Genomic DNA, 18,928 nt, shown 5'->3' with positions numbered 1-18,928 from the left:
TCAACACACCATACATGAGACTGACCATTTCTATTTTTTTCTTCTTTCTAGTCACTTTTTGGTGCCAGGCTCAGCAAACCTATTCCCTTAAAGGCACGGTCTATGACTCTACATCGCGGGAGTCTCTGCCTTTTGCCAATGTGGTACTCAAAACCCCGAAAGACTCTGTTTTAAAAGCAACCGTTACGGACTCGCTGGGACGATTTAAACTAGACCAACTGGCTAAGGGAGATTACCTGTTGCAAGTCTCTTTTATAGGATTTACTCCCTATGAAAAAAGTATAGAATTAAGTGACCAGCTTGACATGGGGGCCATCTGGCTTAGCGAAAAGCCCATGGGACTTGCTGATGTAACCATTGAAGCAGAAGCTGAACCGGTGGTAGTGAAAGAAGACACGCTTGAATTTAACGCCAGAAGTTACCCCGTGCCTGAAGGGGCCGAACTGGAAGAGCTACTAAAGAAGCTACCGGGAGCGGAGATCAAAGATGGTGCGCTCATAATCAATGGAAAGCGAATAGAAAAAGTGTTGGTAGATGGCAAGCCCTTCTTTTCCACACAAATAAACGTGGCGATGAAAGATCTTCCGGCAGACCTGGTTAAGAAAATTCAGGTGATCGATGAAAAGTCTGAAGAAGCCCAGTTTACGGGTCATGACGATGGCAAAAGGACTCCGGTTCTGAACGTGGTGAGCAAGCCGGAAAAAAAGAAAGGCTACTTTGGCTCTCTCTCTTCGACCTATAGCCCCCCCGGCAGGGCAAGTACAGGGGGCAATGCCGGTATTTTTAAAGGAGATACACGGTTTGGGATAAATGCCCGATACAATAATTTAGGAGGAGGGAGTCCGGGGGCTGTTATGGCAGTTTCAGAAATGGGTTCCGAGTCCATACCTGTCTCCATTAGCGAAGGTTCCAGTGGCATTAGTACAGATAAGTCGGCCGGTGCCTCATATTCAACCTCCATAAAGAATAAGCTCGATATTAATTCCACCTTTAGTTGGAGTAATAGTGAAACGGTCTCTTCTTCGTCCATCAGCCGTAAATACCTGCAGGCTGTAGACAAGGGACGAACCTATGAGCAACAGTCGGAGAGAGAAAACAGCCGAAGCCGTTATTCGGGCAATATTAAGTTGAGATATAAGCCCAACGACAATAATCATTTTTCTTTTTCTCAATATGTTTCACAGAGCCAAGCATTTACGAATAGTGATTTAGAAGGCATCACTTTTCAGGAAGGTAAAGTTTTAAACACTACCGAAAACCGCAACTACAGCAACAGCATTAGTACGGCCTGGAGAAACCAGGCCTCCTGGCGACATAAGTTCAGCAAAGAAGGCCGAACACTTTCAATTGCCTTGAACTTCAGCGAAAACACCAGTGAGGGGCAAGACTCTGTTCGGTCTGTAAACACATTTACTGATGGCACTATTACCGAACAACGGTTCGACCAGGTGAGCAGCCCAACAGATAGAAGTCGCAATTCTGGCATATCGGTTACAGTCACCGAGAAAACCGGAGAAAAATCCAGTCTACGCTTCGGCTACCAATACACGCACAGCCTCAGTCAAACCGAGAGGCTATTGCTAGACTATACCCCCTCCTCGGGAGGTTATGATGAGCTAGACCCACTCCGATCTAGTGATTTTTCGCTCGTTCAGACAGTACAGGAATTCAACAGCGGGTATAGTGTAAACACTAAGAAACTGCGCATATCTCCTAACCTGTCGTATGAAACCATTCTCATTAACAACGATCAGACCTACCCACGCGAGGTACAAACAGATAAAAGGTTCAGCGGGCTTATACCTCGCCTCTCTATAATCTCATACCCAAAAGAAGGCAAACAAATCAGAGTAAATTTGAGCCGATCCATGAAAGCTCCCAGGGCCACGCAGCTTCAGGATGTTTTAGACAATTCAAACCCTCTCTTTCTAAGACAAGGTAATCCCGATTTAAAGGCCGGTTTTTCGAATCATTTTTCGGTTAATCTGCACAATGTGAATTCCGAAACAGGCGCTTATTCGTCTATGCGTTTTGCCTCCTCATTGTGGGAGAATGCCATAACAAATTACACCATTGTAGGAGATGGCTCCAATGCTCCGGAAGGTTTGGATCTGCCGATTGGGGCCCGGTATACCCGGCCGGTAAATATTTCAGGAGCGAAGTCACTCTCAGCCGACTATAGTAAAAACCACAAGGTATTGAAAGGCAAAATGAGAATGGGCTATGGACTGGGGTTATCTCACTCCTATAGCCCACAATTCATTAACGAGAGCCTGCAATCGGTGCGTACCACTTCATACAATGTTTCAATGAATTTCACGAGTAATTTCTCTAAAGAGGTAACCCTTCAGATGACGGCACTTCCAAGATACTCGAGAGTACGCAACTCTAACCCAGAGCAAGACAACTCCAGCTACTTTTCCTGGTCAGGGCAATTCCGAGCACACTGGAACTCAAAAAAGGGGTATGTATTATCTACCAATGTAGCCTACACATATAATAGCGGGGTGAATGAATTGGGCAGCTTTAGCCGATTCATATGGAATGCTTCGGTCAAGCGGCAACTCTTCAAAAAGAAGCTTTCTGTTGGGGTTACAGCCAATGATATATTGCGCCAGTTGTCTGATCAGAACAGAAACGTATCGTCTGAGTACATTCAGAATTCCAGCACCGAACTCTTGCGGCAGGTATTTCGGTTTAGCCTAAGTTACCGATTCAGCAAATTTGGCTAAGCCCCTGTTGGTTACCGACCATATACTCTCAGGGTATTGAATCGGTTGTCGCAAGCCTCTAACTGTACCGGTGCTTTGTTGAAAGCATTGTACGAAAGGGTTACGGCCATGGCCTCAAAGGTTAGGTCGTTAGTGCTGTCTTTGGTTACTCCCTCCATTACCACCATTCTAAAAAGGTATACAGAATCTCTTTTTGTTAGCTGCACAGATTTTTCGCGACCATCGGCAAAACCGGTTTGCACCAAGTACTCTCCCAATCTTTGGGCCTCCTCTTCCGTAACCTCTTCGGTATAGTACACATCGGTTCCCTCGAAAGACAGTTTGCTGCCATAACCGGGTTGACTGATGTACCAAACCAGTAGCATCAGGGCCATAATGGCCATTGCGGTAAATACTTTTTTCATAGGTAATTATGGTTTAGAAACGGTAAAAAAGAGAGGCCTTCCAGAATCAGTTATTGCTTAAAGCTTACACAAAGCCCAACATTGACCGACCTGGGATACGGCCTCTCGGTAAAATTTGATTGAGGTTTTATTTATTTACTCTCATAAGCTTCCAAAAAGCCATTCAGTGAGTTTTTCACATAGCCGGAAATTACCTGCCCTACTCCACTGAGGTATTTCTGCGGATCGCATGGAATGGCTTGCGTTTTTTCGAGTTCTCTGTCGTCATAGCTAAACACAGTGTAGAAACCATTGCCAGAGCCCCATAAGTCCTGATCTGCTTTTTGCGTGGCCTTATACTTTTTGTCTTCAAAGACTCCTCCTATTTCAACATCTTTTTTCAAAGCATGCTGAACTTGTGCCTGATCTTTTAAACTTTCCATGTAAATGTAGCTGCTGTTGGTTTGTATTGTAAGCGTATTTGTTTGGCTCACCTGAACAGACTCATAGTTAGCCAACCTAAAGTTGGGTTTTACCACCACCTTGGCAAGGCCCCCAATGGTTTTTCTTAAACTTTTGCTCACACCCCCTTCGGCTTCTTCAACAAAAGGAATGGCCAGATTCATTTTCACTATTATGGCTCCATCGAGTTGTTTAGATAGTTTGGTTGCGTATTCGAAAACACCATTTTTGGTTCTACCCTTCTTGGTAATTCGTCTCACAAAGAAGTCTCTGCCGGAAGGCATTGTGGCTATATAGCCCGGAAACTGAGCCTCACTGATCTGACCTCCCGGAAGTCTTTCCCAATCGGACAGGAGCTCTGTCTGAGCGGCCACATCGGGCTCAACAATTTCAAAGCCTTTTGCCTTTAGGGTACTAACAAAGTCTTCATAAGCCCGATCCGTAATCTTCTGAAGTTCATTGAGGTCGATGTCCGGAATGGCGACACTCAACGAGGCCGTGGCATCTCCCCGATACCCACCACCAAGCTCTCGCCCTCCTCGGGCAATGGATGTTTGACTATAGGCCAACTGATAGTTGATATTGAATTCGGAAATGAAAATTTTCTTAGGAGCCTTTGACAGCTTTTTCTGTCCGAAGCCAGATTCCTTGAGTTCTATCTCTCCTATTTGCTGCGCATGCACCGGCATGCTCAAAGACAGCAATAAAACGGTTAAGGTTAAATACTTGCTCATAACGCTTGATTTTGAATGAGTTATTTTTGGGTAAACTGACCGTAGAAGCCCGGGCCACTGGCTAGTTCCAGATTGATTTCATTAAGGCTACCATCACTGTTTTGTGACACATTGAAGGCGATGTCTTCTATGCAGGCTGCTTTAAAAGTGTAGTTTCCTGAAGTGGCTCCGAAACGCGCCACTGGATTCTCTACAGAAAAGCAGTCTCTTCCTTCTATAGATACCACCAGTGTGTTGGCCGAAATTGTAAAGGTGGCTTCAGTGCCCTGCGCAATGGGAGAGTTGGGTTCTGCGTAGGTAAATTCCATTTCGAATGTGCCATGAATTGCAGCAGGAACGGAAGTAGCCGTCTCGTCTTGTCCTGCGTTTGCCTGGCAAACCTCTCCGGAACAATCGTTGGCGGTAGGCTCTGTGTCTTCGCCACAGGCTGTTATCATAAACAGCCCGAGCAATACCATCATTGTTGTAGCTTTTTTCATTGTTTAAGGATTAAAAAGTTGATTATGCAAAACCAAAGCTCCATAAACCCGGGGCTCGAACACATCCCGTCTAAAGGGTGAATTTGTCTCCGTACCAGTACGTAGTGCCGGCATGGCGGCTATAGACTAGTTACCCACCTGTTGGAGGAGCACGTTCACCTCTGCCGAAGGGATTATCTCTGCAGCAATGACATCTAAATACCCGGCATTGCTAAAACCTTTGAAACGATAGGCACTCAGTTTGCCTCCCGGTGGAGTGAAAAAGCGAAGAATATCGCCATTGTGGTTATAAGACCGCGCTCCGTCATCTTTTATGCGATCTCCTTTTACTACCAGATCGAAGGAGTTGTCGCTTACCTTTATCAGATAAGCAGCATCGGCATTCTTTGGGAGTTTTTCTATGGGCAAAATCTTAAAGGAGGAGTCGTTTTTATACTCGAATTTGTAAGTCTCCCCGCTAGATTGGTCGTATATAAGTTCTTTCCAAACAGGATCTTGACCATTTACCGTAATGTACTCTCTGTTGACATCGGTTTGTAGTTGTCCGGCAATGGCCAGCAGAGCTTTATTCTTCCCCCACCGTATTACCCCATTTTGCTCATTGGAAATCAACACTTCCACTTTTCCTTTCTCTATAGTTTCAGATAACTGATAGTCTTCCAGGCGGTATAGAAAATGACCGACCGTGTCATAGGTTATCAGGTGAGCTGTGCCAAATGAGTCGAACCAACCTAATCTGCTCTGGATGTAAATTCCGTTGGCGTTGGTCATATAGAACTGTCCATCACTCTTGGAAAACTGTAGATTCCCCAGTTCAGCCTCATCCGATTTGGGTGTCAAGTCCGGGTCAATGCTCAGTTCGGCAAGCTGCTTTCTCACCTCATCGGCTCCCAAATTATAGGCATATATAAACTGCCCCGGCTCTGCGGTATCGAAATCCGGAAAACGATAGGCTTGCACTTTGTTCTTTTCATCTTTATAAAAATGAACAACTTCTTTGTCGTCTTCTGTCAAAACGCTGAAATCATAGTCCGATACCTTGGCTCCTTTTTCAAAAATCACCCATCGGCTAGCCTCTAGCTTTAGTAAGTATACATTGCCTTGGGTATAGGGGAGTCTGCTCATGGGGCCCATGACCTCCGGCTGTTCCAAATCGTAGTTCATGGAGTAGCTGGCATTGGTTAGGGAGTCGTACAACAGAGCACCATACTTGCGCTTGTTGTTATCAAGTTTGTGGGAGTTGAACTGATAGCTCGTAAACCGCACTCCGGGCTTGTAGAAAACTATACTTTTGCCCTCGTTATGTAAGTAGTAGCCATAGGGGCTACCCTCTAGCAGCGGAGTTATTTTTCTGTTGAGGTGTTCCTTGCCATTTTCAAGTGCATAGTACCCGTCCATTCTAAGATACTGTTGAGTTAAAGGATAGTACACAATCAGCTCATTATCAGGAGTCTTCACAGGTTTGCTGGAAATATTGGTCACCACATCGCCCTTCCAGGTTTTTATACGATAGTTACCATTGGCCAGCTTATCGAACAGAAAATTTGAAAAGTCTATACTCAAAAGGTTGTTCTCCTTAATTTCCTCAATGGGTTTGCTCAGGTAAACAGCAGGAAAAACATCTCCTTTTTGTCCATTATCGAAGTTTTTGCGGAAATCGGGCAAATAGTACCAGTAAAAGCCCGACCCCACCTGATCGAACACCAACTTGTGGCCATTGGAATCTTCCAACTGCCTTTCCACCGAGATAGACCGCCCATAACCCGTTAGCACATACGTGGAGTCTGTGGCTTTTCCCCAATAGTAATGGTTGTCCAATAGCTCTGCGACTCCTACTTTTCCGCCCAGTTTATTCGCATGTTTAACCACCAGGCTCTTGTTAATATCAGCCCGTAGATAGGCTATAGCGCTAGAGCCAACCTCATATTTGGTGTAATCTGTAAAGGTGGAAGTTCCGCTGGTAAGCTTTTTACCTTCCTGATACAACTCTATTGCTCCACTGGAGCCTTCGGAATAGAGAATGGCCTTGGGTGTATTGGTAATTATTTGAGCTTCCCCCCATGAGGTCATATTGGATGTGGCATCATAATCTTTGAGCAGGTACCAGGCCTTCTCTGAAGCAACATAGGTTAACCTGTCTTTAGAATTGGGAATGTCATGAACATATCCCTGGCTTACCACCCTGCCATTCACAACCAACTGCATTTGCGAATACTTTCTCATGAACTGCCCTCGGTCGTCCAACGGACTCTCCATTTGGGTTCTGCCCGTTTCGGAGCCATCGGCATATATGATTTTCCGAAGAATTAAAGCAGACCGGCCAAACTGATCGTCTATTACCTCGCCCTTTATCCAGTTGCCCAAGGAGTCATCTTCAAAGAGCTGACGCTTGAATCCCTGCTGTGCGGTACTCACTTTCTTGGTTTCTTCACGAACATCTCTGTTGAGCGATTTATCGGTATACTTAGTGATTTCAAAGACTCCCTGATCCGTATTTCTTTTTTCTCTGGTAATAAGCCGATCATTGTCGGTTTCGTAGGTATATGTAGAAATTACCTCAACCTCTGCCTGATTGGGCAGCTTTCTGCTCAGCTTGGTTCTTCTACCTTCCTGGTCTACCTCATAGTACTCTGTAAGTTGCTGCGTTCCATTTTGTATTACTTCCACGGCAATCAGGTGATTGTCTTTGTTGTAGGTATAATTCCTCTCCACCGTATTAGGGCCTTGGACCTGCGTGGTTTTGGTGACTAAACTTTTCTTGTATTCATAAGAAGTGGTTTGCAGGGCCAGGTTGTTGGCTGGGTTCACCACCTTTATTTCTGTAAGCAAACCCTTTTTATCTACCGTATATACATACTTATAGGTTTGATTATTGGCTATGAGATGACTTGAGATAGTGGTCAATCGCCCGGATTCATCATAACTCTCCACATCTTTTTTCACATAGGTAAGGCCTTTGTCGTTGACAAACTGATAGGTATGCCACTCAATGGCCTTTACCTTTCCGTTTATCCCTTTGCTTTCGAGTGTCGGCACTTGCAGATCTTGTGCAATGCCCAAAGTGGCCAGCAACCACAAACAGGATGTAATGAATGCTTTCATGGCTTATTTCTTAAAGTGAGTAAATACTGCGTCAGGAATAAATGTGCTGATGATCACCTTCATACCTTCTTCAAAATCGAGCACTTTCCAGGTGGAATAGTCTTTGGCGTTTACCGCAAACATTTCGCGTTTTATGGCAATCCGATAGATATCGGGCTGTTGAAACTTCACATTCTCCTCACCAAATTGCTTTTGGTAGTTGCTCAATAGCAGGCTCTTTAACTGGCCTTCTTTGTCGTTCGAAAGATCAACTTTAAAGGTCATGGCGAAGGCGTAGCTCACCAAGGCATACTCATGTTCGCTGTGGTTAAATACCGGGCTAATGCTGTTTATTTTGAACTCGTCCATATTCATGCTCATGCCCGGGGTGTTAAACATTTGCCTGTACTGAGCTACAAAGGTCTCTTTGCCCAGCATGGCCAATAGTTGCGGATGAACCATGTCCAGGGCCTCTTCTATTTTCTGACTGCTCAGCAGGTTAAAATAGGTCCGCACATCGCTCTCAATGGTTTGGCTCTGGCCTTTCAACTTTGATGTTGATAGCAGTAAACAGAGACCAATAACAAATGGAAAACTATTCATTTCAGTTGATTTTTGATAGCTGAAAGATCAGTGGAATAAACCTTGGAGGGAATCCCCTAAGCCCAGTAATTAGGCCTCCGTGCCAGCACGTACTCACCCAACGTAAAAAACTGATGCACAAAAGATTACAAAAGAGCCGAGCGGTATTGGCCTTCGCTTTTGCGAACCAGACCAATAGGCCCGGCAAAGTAGGTTCAAAGCAGTAAAGCAATGCCTACCAGTTAAGGTGCAGGCTCCACTTTAGGGTGAATGAATCGGTGTCGTCTGCCTCGTTGATCATGGTTAGGGCGTTCAAGTCGGAGCTAAGTACTCCATCGGCAATAGATACATCTACAGTTGCCCCGCCCTCAGAAAGGTAATTTTTGTCTTCTCTGGAGTGGCCTGTGTTCACAAAAAAGGTTTGATAAAGGTTCAGCTCTCCCGTATTAATAGTAAACCGCTCATTGGTAAAGATAAATGTACCCGTTGCCGTAGGTCGGGCTTCAAAAGCCAGCTGAATAGCAAATGTACTGGCCGTACCGCCATCGTTATTGCTTTGGCTCAACTGTGCTCTTGTGGCAAAGTTTATTTGGTACCGGAAGGGTCCCGACCCACCGGGAAGTGCAGTGGCAGAAGCCACAAAAAAAGAGTCGGTATCTACCAATACCCAACTTTGAGGCTCACCCGTCAGGTCTTCTTCCACATCTTCTTCGGGAGTGGTGCCCTCGTCATTATCGCAACTGGCAATGCCTGCAGAAAGTAGCAAAGCCAACAGCATTAGTAATACGTTTTTTGTTTTCATAGCTGCTTTTTTTGAATCTAAGTTGGCCTGTTAAGCAGCCTTAAAACATCCCAACCCTTGGGTAAATGTGCTTCAGTGCCAGCACTGATTGACTGAAAGAATACCCACCGGCACGGATGTTTTGCCATAGAGATATTCAACAGCTTTGAGGCAAGACAAGCAATTGTCTTTACTGGTTAACTGAGTAGTGTCAGTTCCTTAGTTGATTTTTGGGGCCACCTTAGTAAGGTGGCCCTTTGTTTGAGCAGGTATAAGAACCCTCTTTGTGTTGGAGTGCAAGCCGAAACTTTGGCTATTAATGAAGCCCCAAAGGCTAAATCAGATTGTTAGCGTAGGCAAACTTAATGAGCCCCACAATGGAGTTGGTTTTGGTTTTTCGGAAAATATTCTTTCTGTGCGTTTCAACCGTTCGTTCGCTAATAAACAGTTCTTCGGCAATGTTTTTATTAGAATACTCTTTGGCTATAAGTTGAAGAATTTCGCGCTCTCTGGAGGTAAGGAGTTTGCCTTCATCGGGTTCATAAAGGCTCTTCACCAACATGGCATTGATGTCGCTGGAAAGATACATTTTACCGGCCCTTACGGAGTATATGGCTTCCAGCAACTCTGCCTTTGTATCTTTTTTGAGCACATAGCCGTTTATGCCCTCTTTCAAAATCTCTTTTACCAGATGCGACTCATCGTGCATACTGAGCACAATGAAACGGGTTTCCGGCAGAATACGCTTTACTTTCTGGACGAGAGAAAGGCCATCGTCTTCCCCCAAATTGTAGTCAGTAATCACCAGTTCGGGTTTGTGCTTGTCTATAGACCGGATGGCATCGGGCAGATTATCAACAGCATCGACCACGGTGAGCATATCATCTTCCTGAATCAGCTTCTTAAGCCCATCCAGTAAAATGGAATGATCATCGACAAGGACTATTTTCATTTTATTTGTTAATTCTACCTTGCCTGTAAAACCGGTTAGCCATTTCATGCCTGCAAGGTATTTACCCTAATCTATCAAAAATATCCGATTAAGAGGTCAATTCCTTCTCCGTGCTGGTGGGTATGTCCGAATGCTTTTTACGGGTTTCAACAACAACCGTCATCATAGTACCCCGAACTCCCGGACGAGAATCTATATCGAATTCACCCTTAATTTGATTAAGCCTGGTTTGAATGTTTTTCCAGCCATTACCACTTCCCCGGTAGAATATCTGAGGGTCGAAACCATTGCCATTGTCTTCTACAGTAAGCGTCACCTCACCATCTTCGTGAATGAGCTGAATAGTAATGTGGTCGGCCTGGGCATATTTCAGAATATTGTTTACCCATTCCTGGGTAATTCTAAACAGCGATATTTCTACCAATTCATTGAGCCGTTCGTTATTGGCAAACACAAGCACCTCGCAATTTACCTGATCGGTCTGATTGAGCCTGGAGCCAAACTCCTTTAATGCCGGCATTAAGCCTCTCTTTACCAGGGTTTGGGGCATAAGGTCGAAGCATATATTGCGTAACTCGGCATACATTTCGTTAATTACAGACTCGCCATTTTTAAAGACTTCGTAACGCTTTTCTGCCTCTTTGGCAGAGGTTTCATTTAGCTGAGACAGGTTTAGCTTGAGGACCGAAATGAGCTGACCGAAACCATCGTGTAAATCACGGGCAAAGCGGTTTCTTTCCTTCTCCTGAGACGCAATTACTGCGTTAATCTCTGCCTCTCTTAACTTTAGCCTGGCCTCTTGCTCCAACAGAGCTTTTTCTTTCTGCGATCGGTTGCGAACAAGCAGTACAATAACAACCAGCAGAACGGCCATTATTATCAAACTAACGATAACAATCTGATTGCGCTGCAATTCTACATCTTGCTGCATAAGTCGGGCGTTTTGCAGGGCTATTTGTTGTTCTTTCTTTTCGGTTTCGTAGCCAATGTTTAGGTCTGCCACGGTGGCCAAATGCTCCCGGTTGAGCAGCGAGTCTTTGGCTATATTCATTTTTTCCAGGTAGTTGAGGGCGGCTTTGTATTGGTTGCCAGATTTATAAAACTCATAGAGTGCTCCATAGGCTCGTTCCCTGTCGCCCAACTCGTTAATTTCTTCGGCCAACTTTAGGCCTGCCAGCAGGTTTTCTTCAGCCTTAGCTCTGTTTCCCATGCTCTGGTAGGCTTCTCCCAGTCCCACATAAACAGCCGATAGGCCCGACCGCTCCCCCATGGCAGTCTTCAGCTCCCTGGCGCTCTCCAGGTATTCAATGGCTTTGTGGTAGTCTCCTTTATCGGCATAGATCGATCCTAAGTTATTGTGGCTAATGGACAGCAGGTAATTGCTCTGAGCCTGCCTGGCGTTGTCAGCTCCCAGCGAATAATAGTGGAGGGCAGAGTCGGCATCGGCATAGACTTTTTCGTGTACGACCCCAACGCCATTGTAGGCAAAGGCCAATAGCTGAGGGTTAGGATCGGTCTTTAGTAAAATATTGAGGCTTTGCCGATAGCCCGCTTCTGCATCATCCCAATTGTCCAGCTCAACCGCCACCGTTGCCATGTTAATGAGCGCGTAGGTCATCATCACATTGAGCCCGAGTTTTTCATAGGCCTTGAGAGAATTCTGAAAACTGAGATAGGCCGAATCAAGGTCGCCTTTATTGGTCAACAAGTTGCCTTTGTTGAGGTAAGAGTCGGCCATGGAGCGCTCCATACCCAGTTCTTCATAAATTTCAATACTCCTATCAATGAGTTGTGCCGCCTTGGCATAGTCGGCTGTTCGCTGATATATTATGGAGAGGTTGTTCATTGAAACAGCTTGAGAGGGCAAGTCATTGGCCTCTACCCGCTTGGCCAGGGCCAATTCATTGTAGTAAATGGCGCTGTCGAACTGATTGCGATTATTGAAAATACTACCAAAAGTATTGTAGATATCGGAAGTGACCAGTGCATCGTCTAACCCTTCGGCATGGGTCAGAGCTTGCCGCGCATAGCTGGTGGCCGAATCGAACTCGAACCTGTTTTTTAAACTCCAGGCTACCTGATTCAGAGATAAGGCCTTGTTTTTATCGGACTGTGAAAGCTCAACGGCTTGCCGGGCCCATTGCAAGGCTTCAGACTTATCGGCCGCAGATTTCGATAGCTGCAAAAGTATTGCCACCCGATCCTCTCCTTTGGCACTTTTCAGTGCTCGTTCCAGACTATCGGTAAAGGAGGTTTGTGCCTGAAGATCCTGAAACAAAAAAATAGCTAACAACAGGTATGCGAAAGTGAGCGGAAAGGTTCTTTTTTTCAAAAGGATTGGTTTGAAGTTGTTTTGAAAATAGCAAAAAGACACAAAAGATGCTCAAATAAAATTGCGGCTTCTCAACAACCATTGGGACCGATCCCGGCAGAGGACGGTTCTCCACGGGCATAAAAAAAGCAGGAATTAAGACTGATGGTCCTAACTCCTGCTTCATTCAAATCTATACACAACTAGTCCGGTTCGGCAACCCGAAGGGTTCTATCCTTGAGGGGTGTTGAATCGTCTGTATGTTTTACCAGCTCGGAAGAGTGTCCTTTGCTTTCCAACGTTTCCGGCTTGTTCGAATATTTTAAGAACAGGCCATAACCGAAGGCTATTAGCGCAAGTGTAACACTCACGATGTGAAAAATTCTGCGACTTTTGGTTGAAGACAGCATAAAAATTAACTCTTACTGTGTGATAACGCACAAGTTAGTTACAACCCTACCTAAAAACTCATCTTTTTCCATAAAAGCTGGAAAAAATTTGATAAGTGACACGATAGCTGGGTTTTGGTCAACTACCGACCTTGCTTTTCGAACTCACGAATGGTCTTCTCTATGATATCGCAGCACTCATGTAGCTGTTCTTCTGTCATTACCAAAGGAGGGGCAAAACGAATGATGTTTCCATGAGTTGGCTTGGCCAACAAACCATTGTCTTTGAGCTTAACACAAATATCCCAGGCGGTAGAGCTGGATGGCTTGTCGTTGATCACAATGGCATTGAGTAAGCCTCTGCCTCTTACCAAAGTAACCAACTTTGTGGTTTCGATGAATTGATTCATCCGCTCTCTGAAAATCTCGCCAAGCTTTCTGGCATTTTGGGTAAGTTTTTCATCTCGAATTACCTCTAATGCGGCCATGGCTACTGCTCCGGCAACGGGGTTTCCGCCAAAAGTAGAGCCGTGGGTTCCAGGCGTTATAACTTCCATAATGTGGTCATCGGCCAGCACTGCCGACACGGGGTAGACGCCTCCGGAAATAGCCTTTCCTAATATGAGCATATCCGGACGAGCATAGCTTGATTTGCGCTCGCAATGCCCTGCACAGTCACACTCACCACAAACGGCCAGCAGAGAGCCTGTTCTACCTATACCGGTCTGAATCTCATCGGCCATAAAGAGCACATTATTCTCTTTGCACAGCCTGGCTACCTCTTTCATAAAGTCAGTGGCCGGCACATTCACTCCGGCTTCTCCCTGAATTGGCTCTATGAGCACCCCAACCACATTGTCTATTTTCAGAGCTTCTTCCAAAGCAGCCGTATCGTTGTAAGGTATTTTAATGAACCCTTCAGTAAAAGGCCCAAAGTTTCTTCTGGCGTCCTGATCGCTACTAAATGAGATAATGGTAGTGGTACGGCCATGAAAGTTTTGGTCGAAGACTATGATTTTACTCTCGTTTTCTTCTACTCCCTTCTTCTCGTACCCCCACTTTCGGGCAATTTTTATAGCTGTTTCTACAGCTTCGGCTCCGGTGTTCATTGGCAACACCTTATCGAAGCCAAAATACTCGGTCACAAAGCGTTCGTATGGCCCCAGTACATCATTGTAAAAAGCTCTGGACGTAAGGGTAAGCTGTTCGGCCTGCTCTTTGAGAGCTCCAACAATTCGGGGATGGCAATGCCCCTGATTTACCGCACTATAGGCCGACAGAAAATCGTAGTATTTCTTTCCCTCTACATCCCACATGAAAACGCCATCGCCCTTAGACAACACCACCGGTAGAGGGTGGTAGTTATGAGCTCCGTGCTTATTTTCTAATGCGATTGCTTCTTTGCTAGATTGTACCAATTCCATATTGTTTACTTTAACTTTGTTTCTGTTTTCCTCCAAACAAATTTCCTGAACCAAAGGTATCAAAATCATTGCAGCCTTAAAACATGACAAAGCAGAGAAAGGAACAACGTACTTTTGCCAGTAAAACGGAAGATTACTACATTGACAAAAATGGGTTGTTGGTATTTACTGAGCACTACCTGAAAAAGCGCGGCTATTGCTGCCAAAACGGATGCCGACATTGCCCCTATGGCTTTAAAAAATGACAGACACTTTTCAGAACCTATCCGTCAATATCTCCGAATTACCGGAGGTAAAACATTCAACTTTTTTTGGCATTGAGCAAAAGTACCTGTCGGTGACGCTCATTGTTACGGGGGTTACTTTTTTGGTACTTATGGTTGGTGCGGGGTGTATCGTCTATTTCAGCGATGAAATAGACAATGGCCTTACCGAATTTGGTTTGGCTCTGGGCCCGCTGCTATTACTCTGGATCGGCAGCAGTCTGTACTCCATCAAGGCCTTTGCCAGAAAACGCTATAGCCTGCGAGAAAAAGACATCATTTATTGCAAGGGTCTGCTATGGCGCAAGCGCACCTCTGTTCCCTTCAACCGCATTCAACATGCCGAAATAAAGCAGGGACCCATTGAACGAATTTTCCACCTGCACAGCCTAAAGGTATTTACAGCCGGGGGCGATAGCAGCGATTTGGTAATTCCCGGGCTCAAAGAAGAAAATGCTCAGAAAATAAAAGAATATATAATGGGTAAAACCGCACTAGATGGAGTCGATCAGCAGTAAATATGCTTCGCCCACCAGGCAATCGAGGGTAGCCATAGGCATTATTCTTATCAAGTTTATTCGCTTTACCTTGCGATCTTTCTGGCCATTGGTGCTCAGCCTTTTTATTGGCCGAAAGGCCGGCAACTCCTTTGAAGAGGTAATTGGCTACGTAGCATTGGGTATTGCGGCACTCAACCTTCTTGGTTCTGTACTTACCTATTTCAGGTTCTATTTTCATATCGAAGAAGGAGCCTTTATTATCGACAAAGGGGTGCTAAAAAAAACCAAGACCAACATTCCCTTTGAGCGCATTCAAACCATCAACTTACAGCAAAATCTGTTGCATCAGATGTTTGGCGTAGTGAGCCTTGAGATTGATACGGCCGGAGCCAAAAAATCTGAACTGACCATAGATGCGCTTCGAAAAGAAGATGCCGAAGCTTTGCGCAAGTATATACTGGAAGAGCGAGAGCAACTGGTAGACAAAACAAGCCAGGAGAGTGCCCAGGTAACTACTGCCGAAAGAGAAGAGGAAGTAGAAGAAACTATTCTGAGCCTTTCGATAACAGACCTTTTTAAAGTTGGTGTGAGCCAGAACCATTTGAAGTCGATGGCCATACTCTTTGCCTTTGTTTTTTCTACCCTCAACGAATTGACCGATGATGTGGAGGACCTGGTGAGGGAACAGCTTTCGGGTTTTGAAGAATACGTGGTCACCAATAGCTGGATTGTCTTTTTGGGGTCGGTTATTATTGTGGCCATAATTGCCTTCCTTTATTCACTCATCAATACCGTGCTCAAGAACTTTGAGCTAAAGCTTTCTACCCGTAAGCGAGGTCTGAAACTGGTAAGGGGCCTTTTCAACAGGGAAGAAATAAGCATTAATCGTTCTAAGGTGCAAACCATTAGCTGGTCCGACAACCCGTTGCGCAAAGCATTTAAAATGTTCACTCTGGAGATTGAGCAAGCCGGTAGTGCTCAGGCCGACCAGTTAAAGGCTAAAATTAAAATTCCGGGTTGCTACCACCAGCAAGTAAAACATGTGGTTCAAATGGTTTTTCCTTTCGATATAAGCAGCGAACACGAAAAACACCGGGTGAGTCACCTGCTCAGGTATAGGTTATGGCTTACGGTTAGTCTATTGCCGGCACTGGTCGTTATACTGCCAGCCTATTACTTCTGGAACCCCAATGCGCTTTGGTTGCTGCTTTGGATTCCTACCTCCCTGCTGGCCATAGAACTCTACTATCGTAAACGCTCTTTTGAACTCACAGCTGAAATGTTGAGAAATAACAAAGGTACATTTGGCAACACCCACGAGATCATTCAGCTTTACAAAGTACAGGCGGTAATTATTAAACAAAGCTGGTATCAGCGAAGAAAGAATTTGGCCACCGTAGAGCTAAGTACTGCAGCCGGAGACATTAGTATTCCGTTTATAGCCATGGAAAAAGCGGAGGCATTGGAGAACTATGTGCTCTATAAGGTAGAGAGCAGTACAGAAAAGTGGATGTAAGCCACTTGTACTTGGGGCCAAAAATGCACTGTACAGCCTCTGGAAGGCTTCAATACCTTCGGGTTTATTTAGACCGGGAGATTTTTTAAAGATTGTTGGCAGTTTTAGGAATAATTCAGATATTTGCAGTCCGTTTAGAAAAAGCGGATAATTCACTAAGTTATGGCAAGAGTTTGTGACATCACAGGAAAGAGAGTTCAGGTAGGAAACAACGTTTCTCACGCTAACAATAAAACCAAAAGGAAATTCTATCCTAACCTTCAAAAGAAGAGGTTCTATATTCCGGAAGAAGACAAATGGATTACTTTGAAAGTATCTACTTCGGCAATCAGAACCATCAATAAAAATGGTATTTCCGCTGTTCTAAAAAAAGCAAGACAAAACGGCAACATTTTAGTATAATAGCGTCTCAGAACGTTATTATGCTATGATTAGACCTAACAAAATATACGCAATCCTGATAGTATTTTTCCTATCAGGATTTTTTGTTTCCAGGGCTCAGGAGAAGCCTACCGACTACCTTTCTACCGAGTTTCATAAAAACAGGCGCGATGAGCTACGCAAGCGCATGCCTAAAAACTCAGTGGCCGTATTTTTTGCTAATCCGGTGCGCAACCGCTCCAACGATGTAGACTATGTCTACCATCAGGACCCCAACCTTTACTACCTCACAGGCTACAAGGAACCTCATGCCGTGTTGCTCATTTTCTCAGAAAACCAGACGGATGAGGAAGGCAGCAGTTATAATGAGATATTTTTTGTTCAGCAGAAAAACCCAATGGCCGAAATGTGGACGGGCAGACGCCTGGGCGATAGCGGGGTAAAAGAACAACTAAAGATTGAGAACGCCTATAACGGCTCGGCCTTCAAAGACTACAACATAGACTTTGCAAAATTCGACAAAGTGTTGTTTTACGACTTTAAGAACGATGTGCGTGATAACCCAAACGATCAGGCAGACCTTTATAGCCTGATTGAGCAGTTCAAACAAAAGGCGGGCTACTCCAGCGGAACCAACTCTTTAGGCAGAGAGCCTCAGCGCAACAACCTGGATACCCGCAGCCTCAATAGCATTATGGCTTCATTGAGAGGTATTAAAACCCCCGAAGAAATTGAGCTCTTGAGAAAGGCCGTATTTATTTCGACCGTAGGCCAGGTAGAGGTAATGAAAGCCATGAGGCCGGGCATGTCTGAAACAGAGGTACAGGGTATACATGAATTCGTCTTTAAAAAATACGGCTCGGAATACGAAGGCTATCCATCCATTGTGGGAGCGGGAAACAACGGCTGCATTTTGCACTACATTGAGAATCACAAGCCCCATATTGAAAGTACGGAAATGATATTGATGGACTTGGGGGCAGAATACCACGGCTATACGGCCGATGTAACCCGCACCATACCGGTTGACGGTGAGTTTTCTCCTGAAGAAAAGGCCATATACGACCTCGTATATAAGGCACAAGAAGCGGCTATTCAGCGGTGCAAACCTGGGGTTAGCTTCGCAGAGCTTACCAAACTAACCAAAGATATTATAAACGAAGGCCTGGCCGAATTAGGCATTATAGCCAGCCCCAGCAGCCCGCACCTCTACTTTCCGCATGGCCTATCGCACCACATAGGGCTTGACGTACACGACCTTGGCCCCTACGATGTGCTGCGCGAAAACATGGCCATTACCATAGAGCCGGGCATCTACATTCCCGAAGGCAGCAAGTGCGACCCTAAGTGGTGGAACATAGCCGTGCGCATTGAAGACGATGTGCTTATAACCAAAGATGGTTTTGAACTGCTTTCGGCTTTTGCCCCACGAACTACAGAAGAAATCGAGGCATTAATGAAACAATCGAGCCCGCTGGACGCCTTTAAGCTACCTGAACTAAAAGGTGGAAAATAGTTTAGCAATAGGGTTACTAACTTAAACCACATGGCATTCAACATTTTGCCTCCATTTGTGTTTTCACTAGTGCCCCTATAAGGCACTGTGAAAACACAGTTTGTGGCTTAAGCTTCCAAACCGAGGAAGAAATTACATTACATGCTTGGCGACATAGTTTTGCCACACATCTTTTTTTAGAGCAAGGTGTTGATATTCGTTATATTCAAGAATTGCTAGGTCATAGCTCTAGCAAGACGACAGAAATTTATACACATATAACTCATAAAGGATGGGAAAAAATCGCTTCACCTTTGGACAAAGTCAATATTTGAGAGATTCATTAAAAACTCCTTATAGCACACCCTATTGAAAGGCTATAAGCACCTTTTCTCAATCTATATTAAATATAACCGCCACCACAGTGGCGCATAGCTAACGTTGCCAACAATATGAGAAAAAC

At 44.9% G+C, this 18,928-nt stretch carries 17 protein-coding genes; 7 read left to right on the top strand and 10 right to left on the bottom strand.

Features of this window, described 5'->3' with window-relative positions; genetic code table 11:
* The first annotated feature begins 14 nt into the window (after positions 1-14).
* The gene (locus B3O12_RS00660; RefSeq protein WP_286754923.1) at positions 15-2,732 is read left to right on the top strand and encodes a TonB-dependent receptor; all 2,718 of its coding nucleotides are present in this window, start codon (positions 15-17) and stop codon (positions 2,730-2,732) included.
* Positions 2,733-2,743: 11 nt separating this feature from the next.
* Here the strand turns inward: B3O12_RS00660 and B3O12_RS00655 are convergent, their stop codons facing one another.
* The 10 genes from B3O12_RS00655 to rocD all read right to left on the bottom strand — a co-directional run bounded on the left by B3O12_RS00655 (position 2,744) and on the right by rocD (position 14,310).
* Positions 2,744-3,136, bottom strand: coding sequence for a hypothetical protein (locus tag B3O12_RS00655; RefSeq protein WP_286747618.1), 393 nt, complete (start codon positions 3,134-3,136; stop codon positions 2,744-2,746).
* Between the two features lie 131 nt (positions 3,137-3,267).
* Positions 3,268-4,311: a hypothetical protein gene (locus B3O12_RS00650; RefSeq protein WP_286747616.1), complete on the bottom strand. Its 1,044-nt coding sequence runs from the start codon at positions 4,309-4,311 to the stop codon at positions 3,268-3,270.
* A gap of 20 nt (positions 4,312-4,331) precedes the next feature.
* Complete coding sequence (locus B3O12_RS00645; RefSeq protein ID WP_286754922.1) at positions 4,332-4,790, bottom strand: hypothetical protein; 459 nt, start codon at positions 4,788-4,790, stop codon at positions 4,332-4,334.
* 126 nt (positions 4,791-4,916) lie between these two features.
* A complete protein-coding gene (locus B3O12_RS00640) occupies positions 4,917-7,892 on the bottom strand; it encodes a hypothetical protein (protein ID WP_286754921.1) in 2,976 nt (991 codons plus the stop codon).
* 3 nt (positions 7,893-7,895) lie between these two features.
* Entirely contained in the window at positions 7,896-8,474 is a 579-nt protein-coding gene (locus B3O12_RS00635; RefSeq protein WP_286754920.1) for a hypothetical protein, read from the bottom strand.
* 214 nt (positions 8,475-8,688) lie between these two features.
* Positions 8,689-9,255 (bottom strand): hypothetical protein, encoded by a 567-nt coding sequence (locus B3O12_RS00630; protein ID WP_286754919.1) that lies wholly within the window; start codon positions 9,253-9,255, stop codon positions 8,689-8,691.
* A gap of 313 nt (positions 9,256-9,568) precedes the next feature.
* Positions 9,569-10,234 (bottom strand): response regulator, encoded by a 666-nt coding sequence (locus B3O12_RS00625; protein ID WP_189628216.1) that lies wholly within the window; start codon positions 10,232-10,234, stop codon positions 9,569-9,571.
* 40 nt (positions 10,235-10,274) lie between these two features.
* Positions 10,275-12,518, bottom strand: a complete 2,244-nt coding sequence (locus B3O12_RS00620) for a tetratricopeptide repeat-containing sensor histidine kinase (protein WP_286754918.1) — start codon at positions 12,516-12,518, stop codon at positions 10,275-10,277.
* A gap of 182 nt (positions 12,519-12,700) precedes the next feature.
* A complete protein-coding gene (locus B3O12_RS00615; RefSeq protein WP_189628218.1) occupies positions 12,701-12,868 on the bottom strand; it encodes a hypothetical protein in 168 nt (55 codons plus the stop codon).
* Positions 12,869-13,029: 161 nt separating this feature from the next.
* Positions 13,030-14,310 (bottom strand): ornithine--oxo-acid transaminase, encoded by a 1,281-nt coding sequence (gene rocD / locus B3O12_RS00610; protein ID WP_286754917.1) that lies wholly within the window; start codon positions 14,308-14,310, stop codon positions 13,030-13,032.
* An 83-nt stretch (positions 14,311-14,393) separates the two neighbouring features.
* Here rocD and B3O12_RS00605 point away from each other — a divergent pair, with 83 nt between their 5' ends.
* The 6 genes from B3O12_RS00605 (at position 14,394) to B3O12_RS00580 (ending at position 18,800) form a co-directional block, all read left to right on the top strand.
* Positions 14,394-14,555, top strand: a complete 162-nt coding sequence (locus B3O12_RS00605; protein WP_189628220.1) for a DUF5522 domain-containing protein — start codon at positions 14,394-14,396, stop codon at positions 14,553-14,555.
* On the top strand, positions 14,552-15,091 hold the full coding sequence (locus B3O12_RS00600; protein ID WP_189628221.1) for a PH domain-containing protein: 540 nt from the start codon (positions 14,552-14,554) through the stop codon (positions 15,089-15,091). Before B3O12_RS00605 ends, B3O12_RS00600 begins: the two co-directional genes overlap by 4 nt.
* The gene (locus tag B3O12_RS00595) at positions 15,072-16,589 is read left to right on the top strand and encodes a PH domain-containing protein (protein WP_286754916.1); all 1,518 of its coding nucleotides are present in this window, start codon (positions 15,072-15,074) and stop codon (positions 16,587-16,589) included. Before B3O12_RS00600 ends, B3O12_RS00595 begins: the two co-directional genes overlap by 20 nt.
* 162 nt (positions 16,590-16,751) lie before the next feature.
* The gene (gene rpmB / locus B3O12_RS00590) at positions 16,752-16,991 is read left to right on the top strand and encodes a 50S ribosomal protein L28 (protein WP_189628223.1); all 240 of its coding nucleotides are present in this window, start codon (positions 16,752-16,754) and stop codon (positions 16,989-16,991) included.
* A 25-nt stretch (positions 16,992-17,016) separates the two neighbouring features.
* A complete protein-coding gene (locus tag B3O12_RS00585; RefSeq protein ID WP_286754915.1) occupies positions 17,017-18,486 on the top strand; it encodes an aminopeptidase P family protein in 1,470 nt (489 codons plus the stop codon).
* A 35-nt stretch (positions 18,487-18,521) separates the two neighbouring features.
* Positions 18,522-18,800, top strand: coding sequence for a tyrosine-type recombinase/integrase (locus B3O12_RS00580; protein WP_349675961.1), 279 nt, complete (start codon positions 18,522-18,524; stop codon positions 18,798-18,800).
* The last annotated feature ends 128 nt before the right edge of the window (positions 18,801-18,928 follow it).

Source organism: Roseivirga sp. UBA838 (assembly GCF_002296035.1).
Classification (GTDB): domain Bacteria; phylum Bacteroidota; class Bacteroidia; order Cytophagales; family Cyclobacteriaceae; genus Roseivirga; species Roseivirga thermotolerans.
This window is presented reverse-complemented; position numbering and strand designations above follow the sequence as displayed.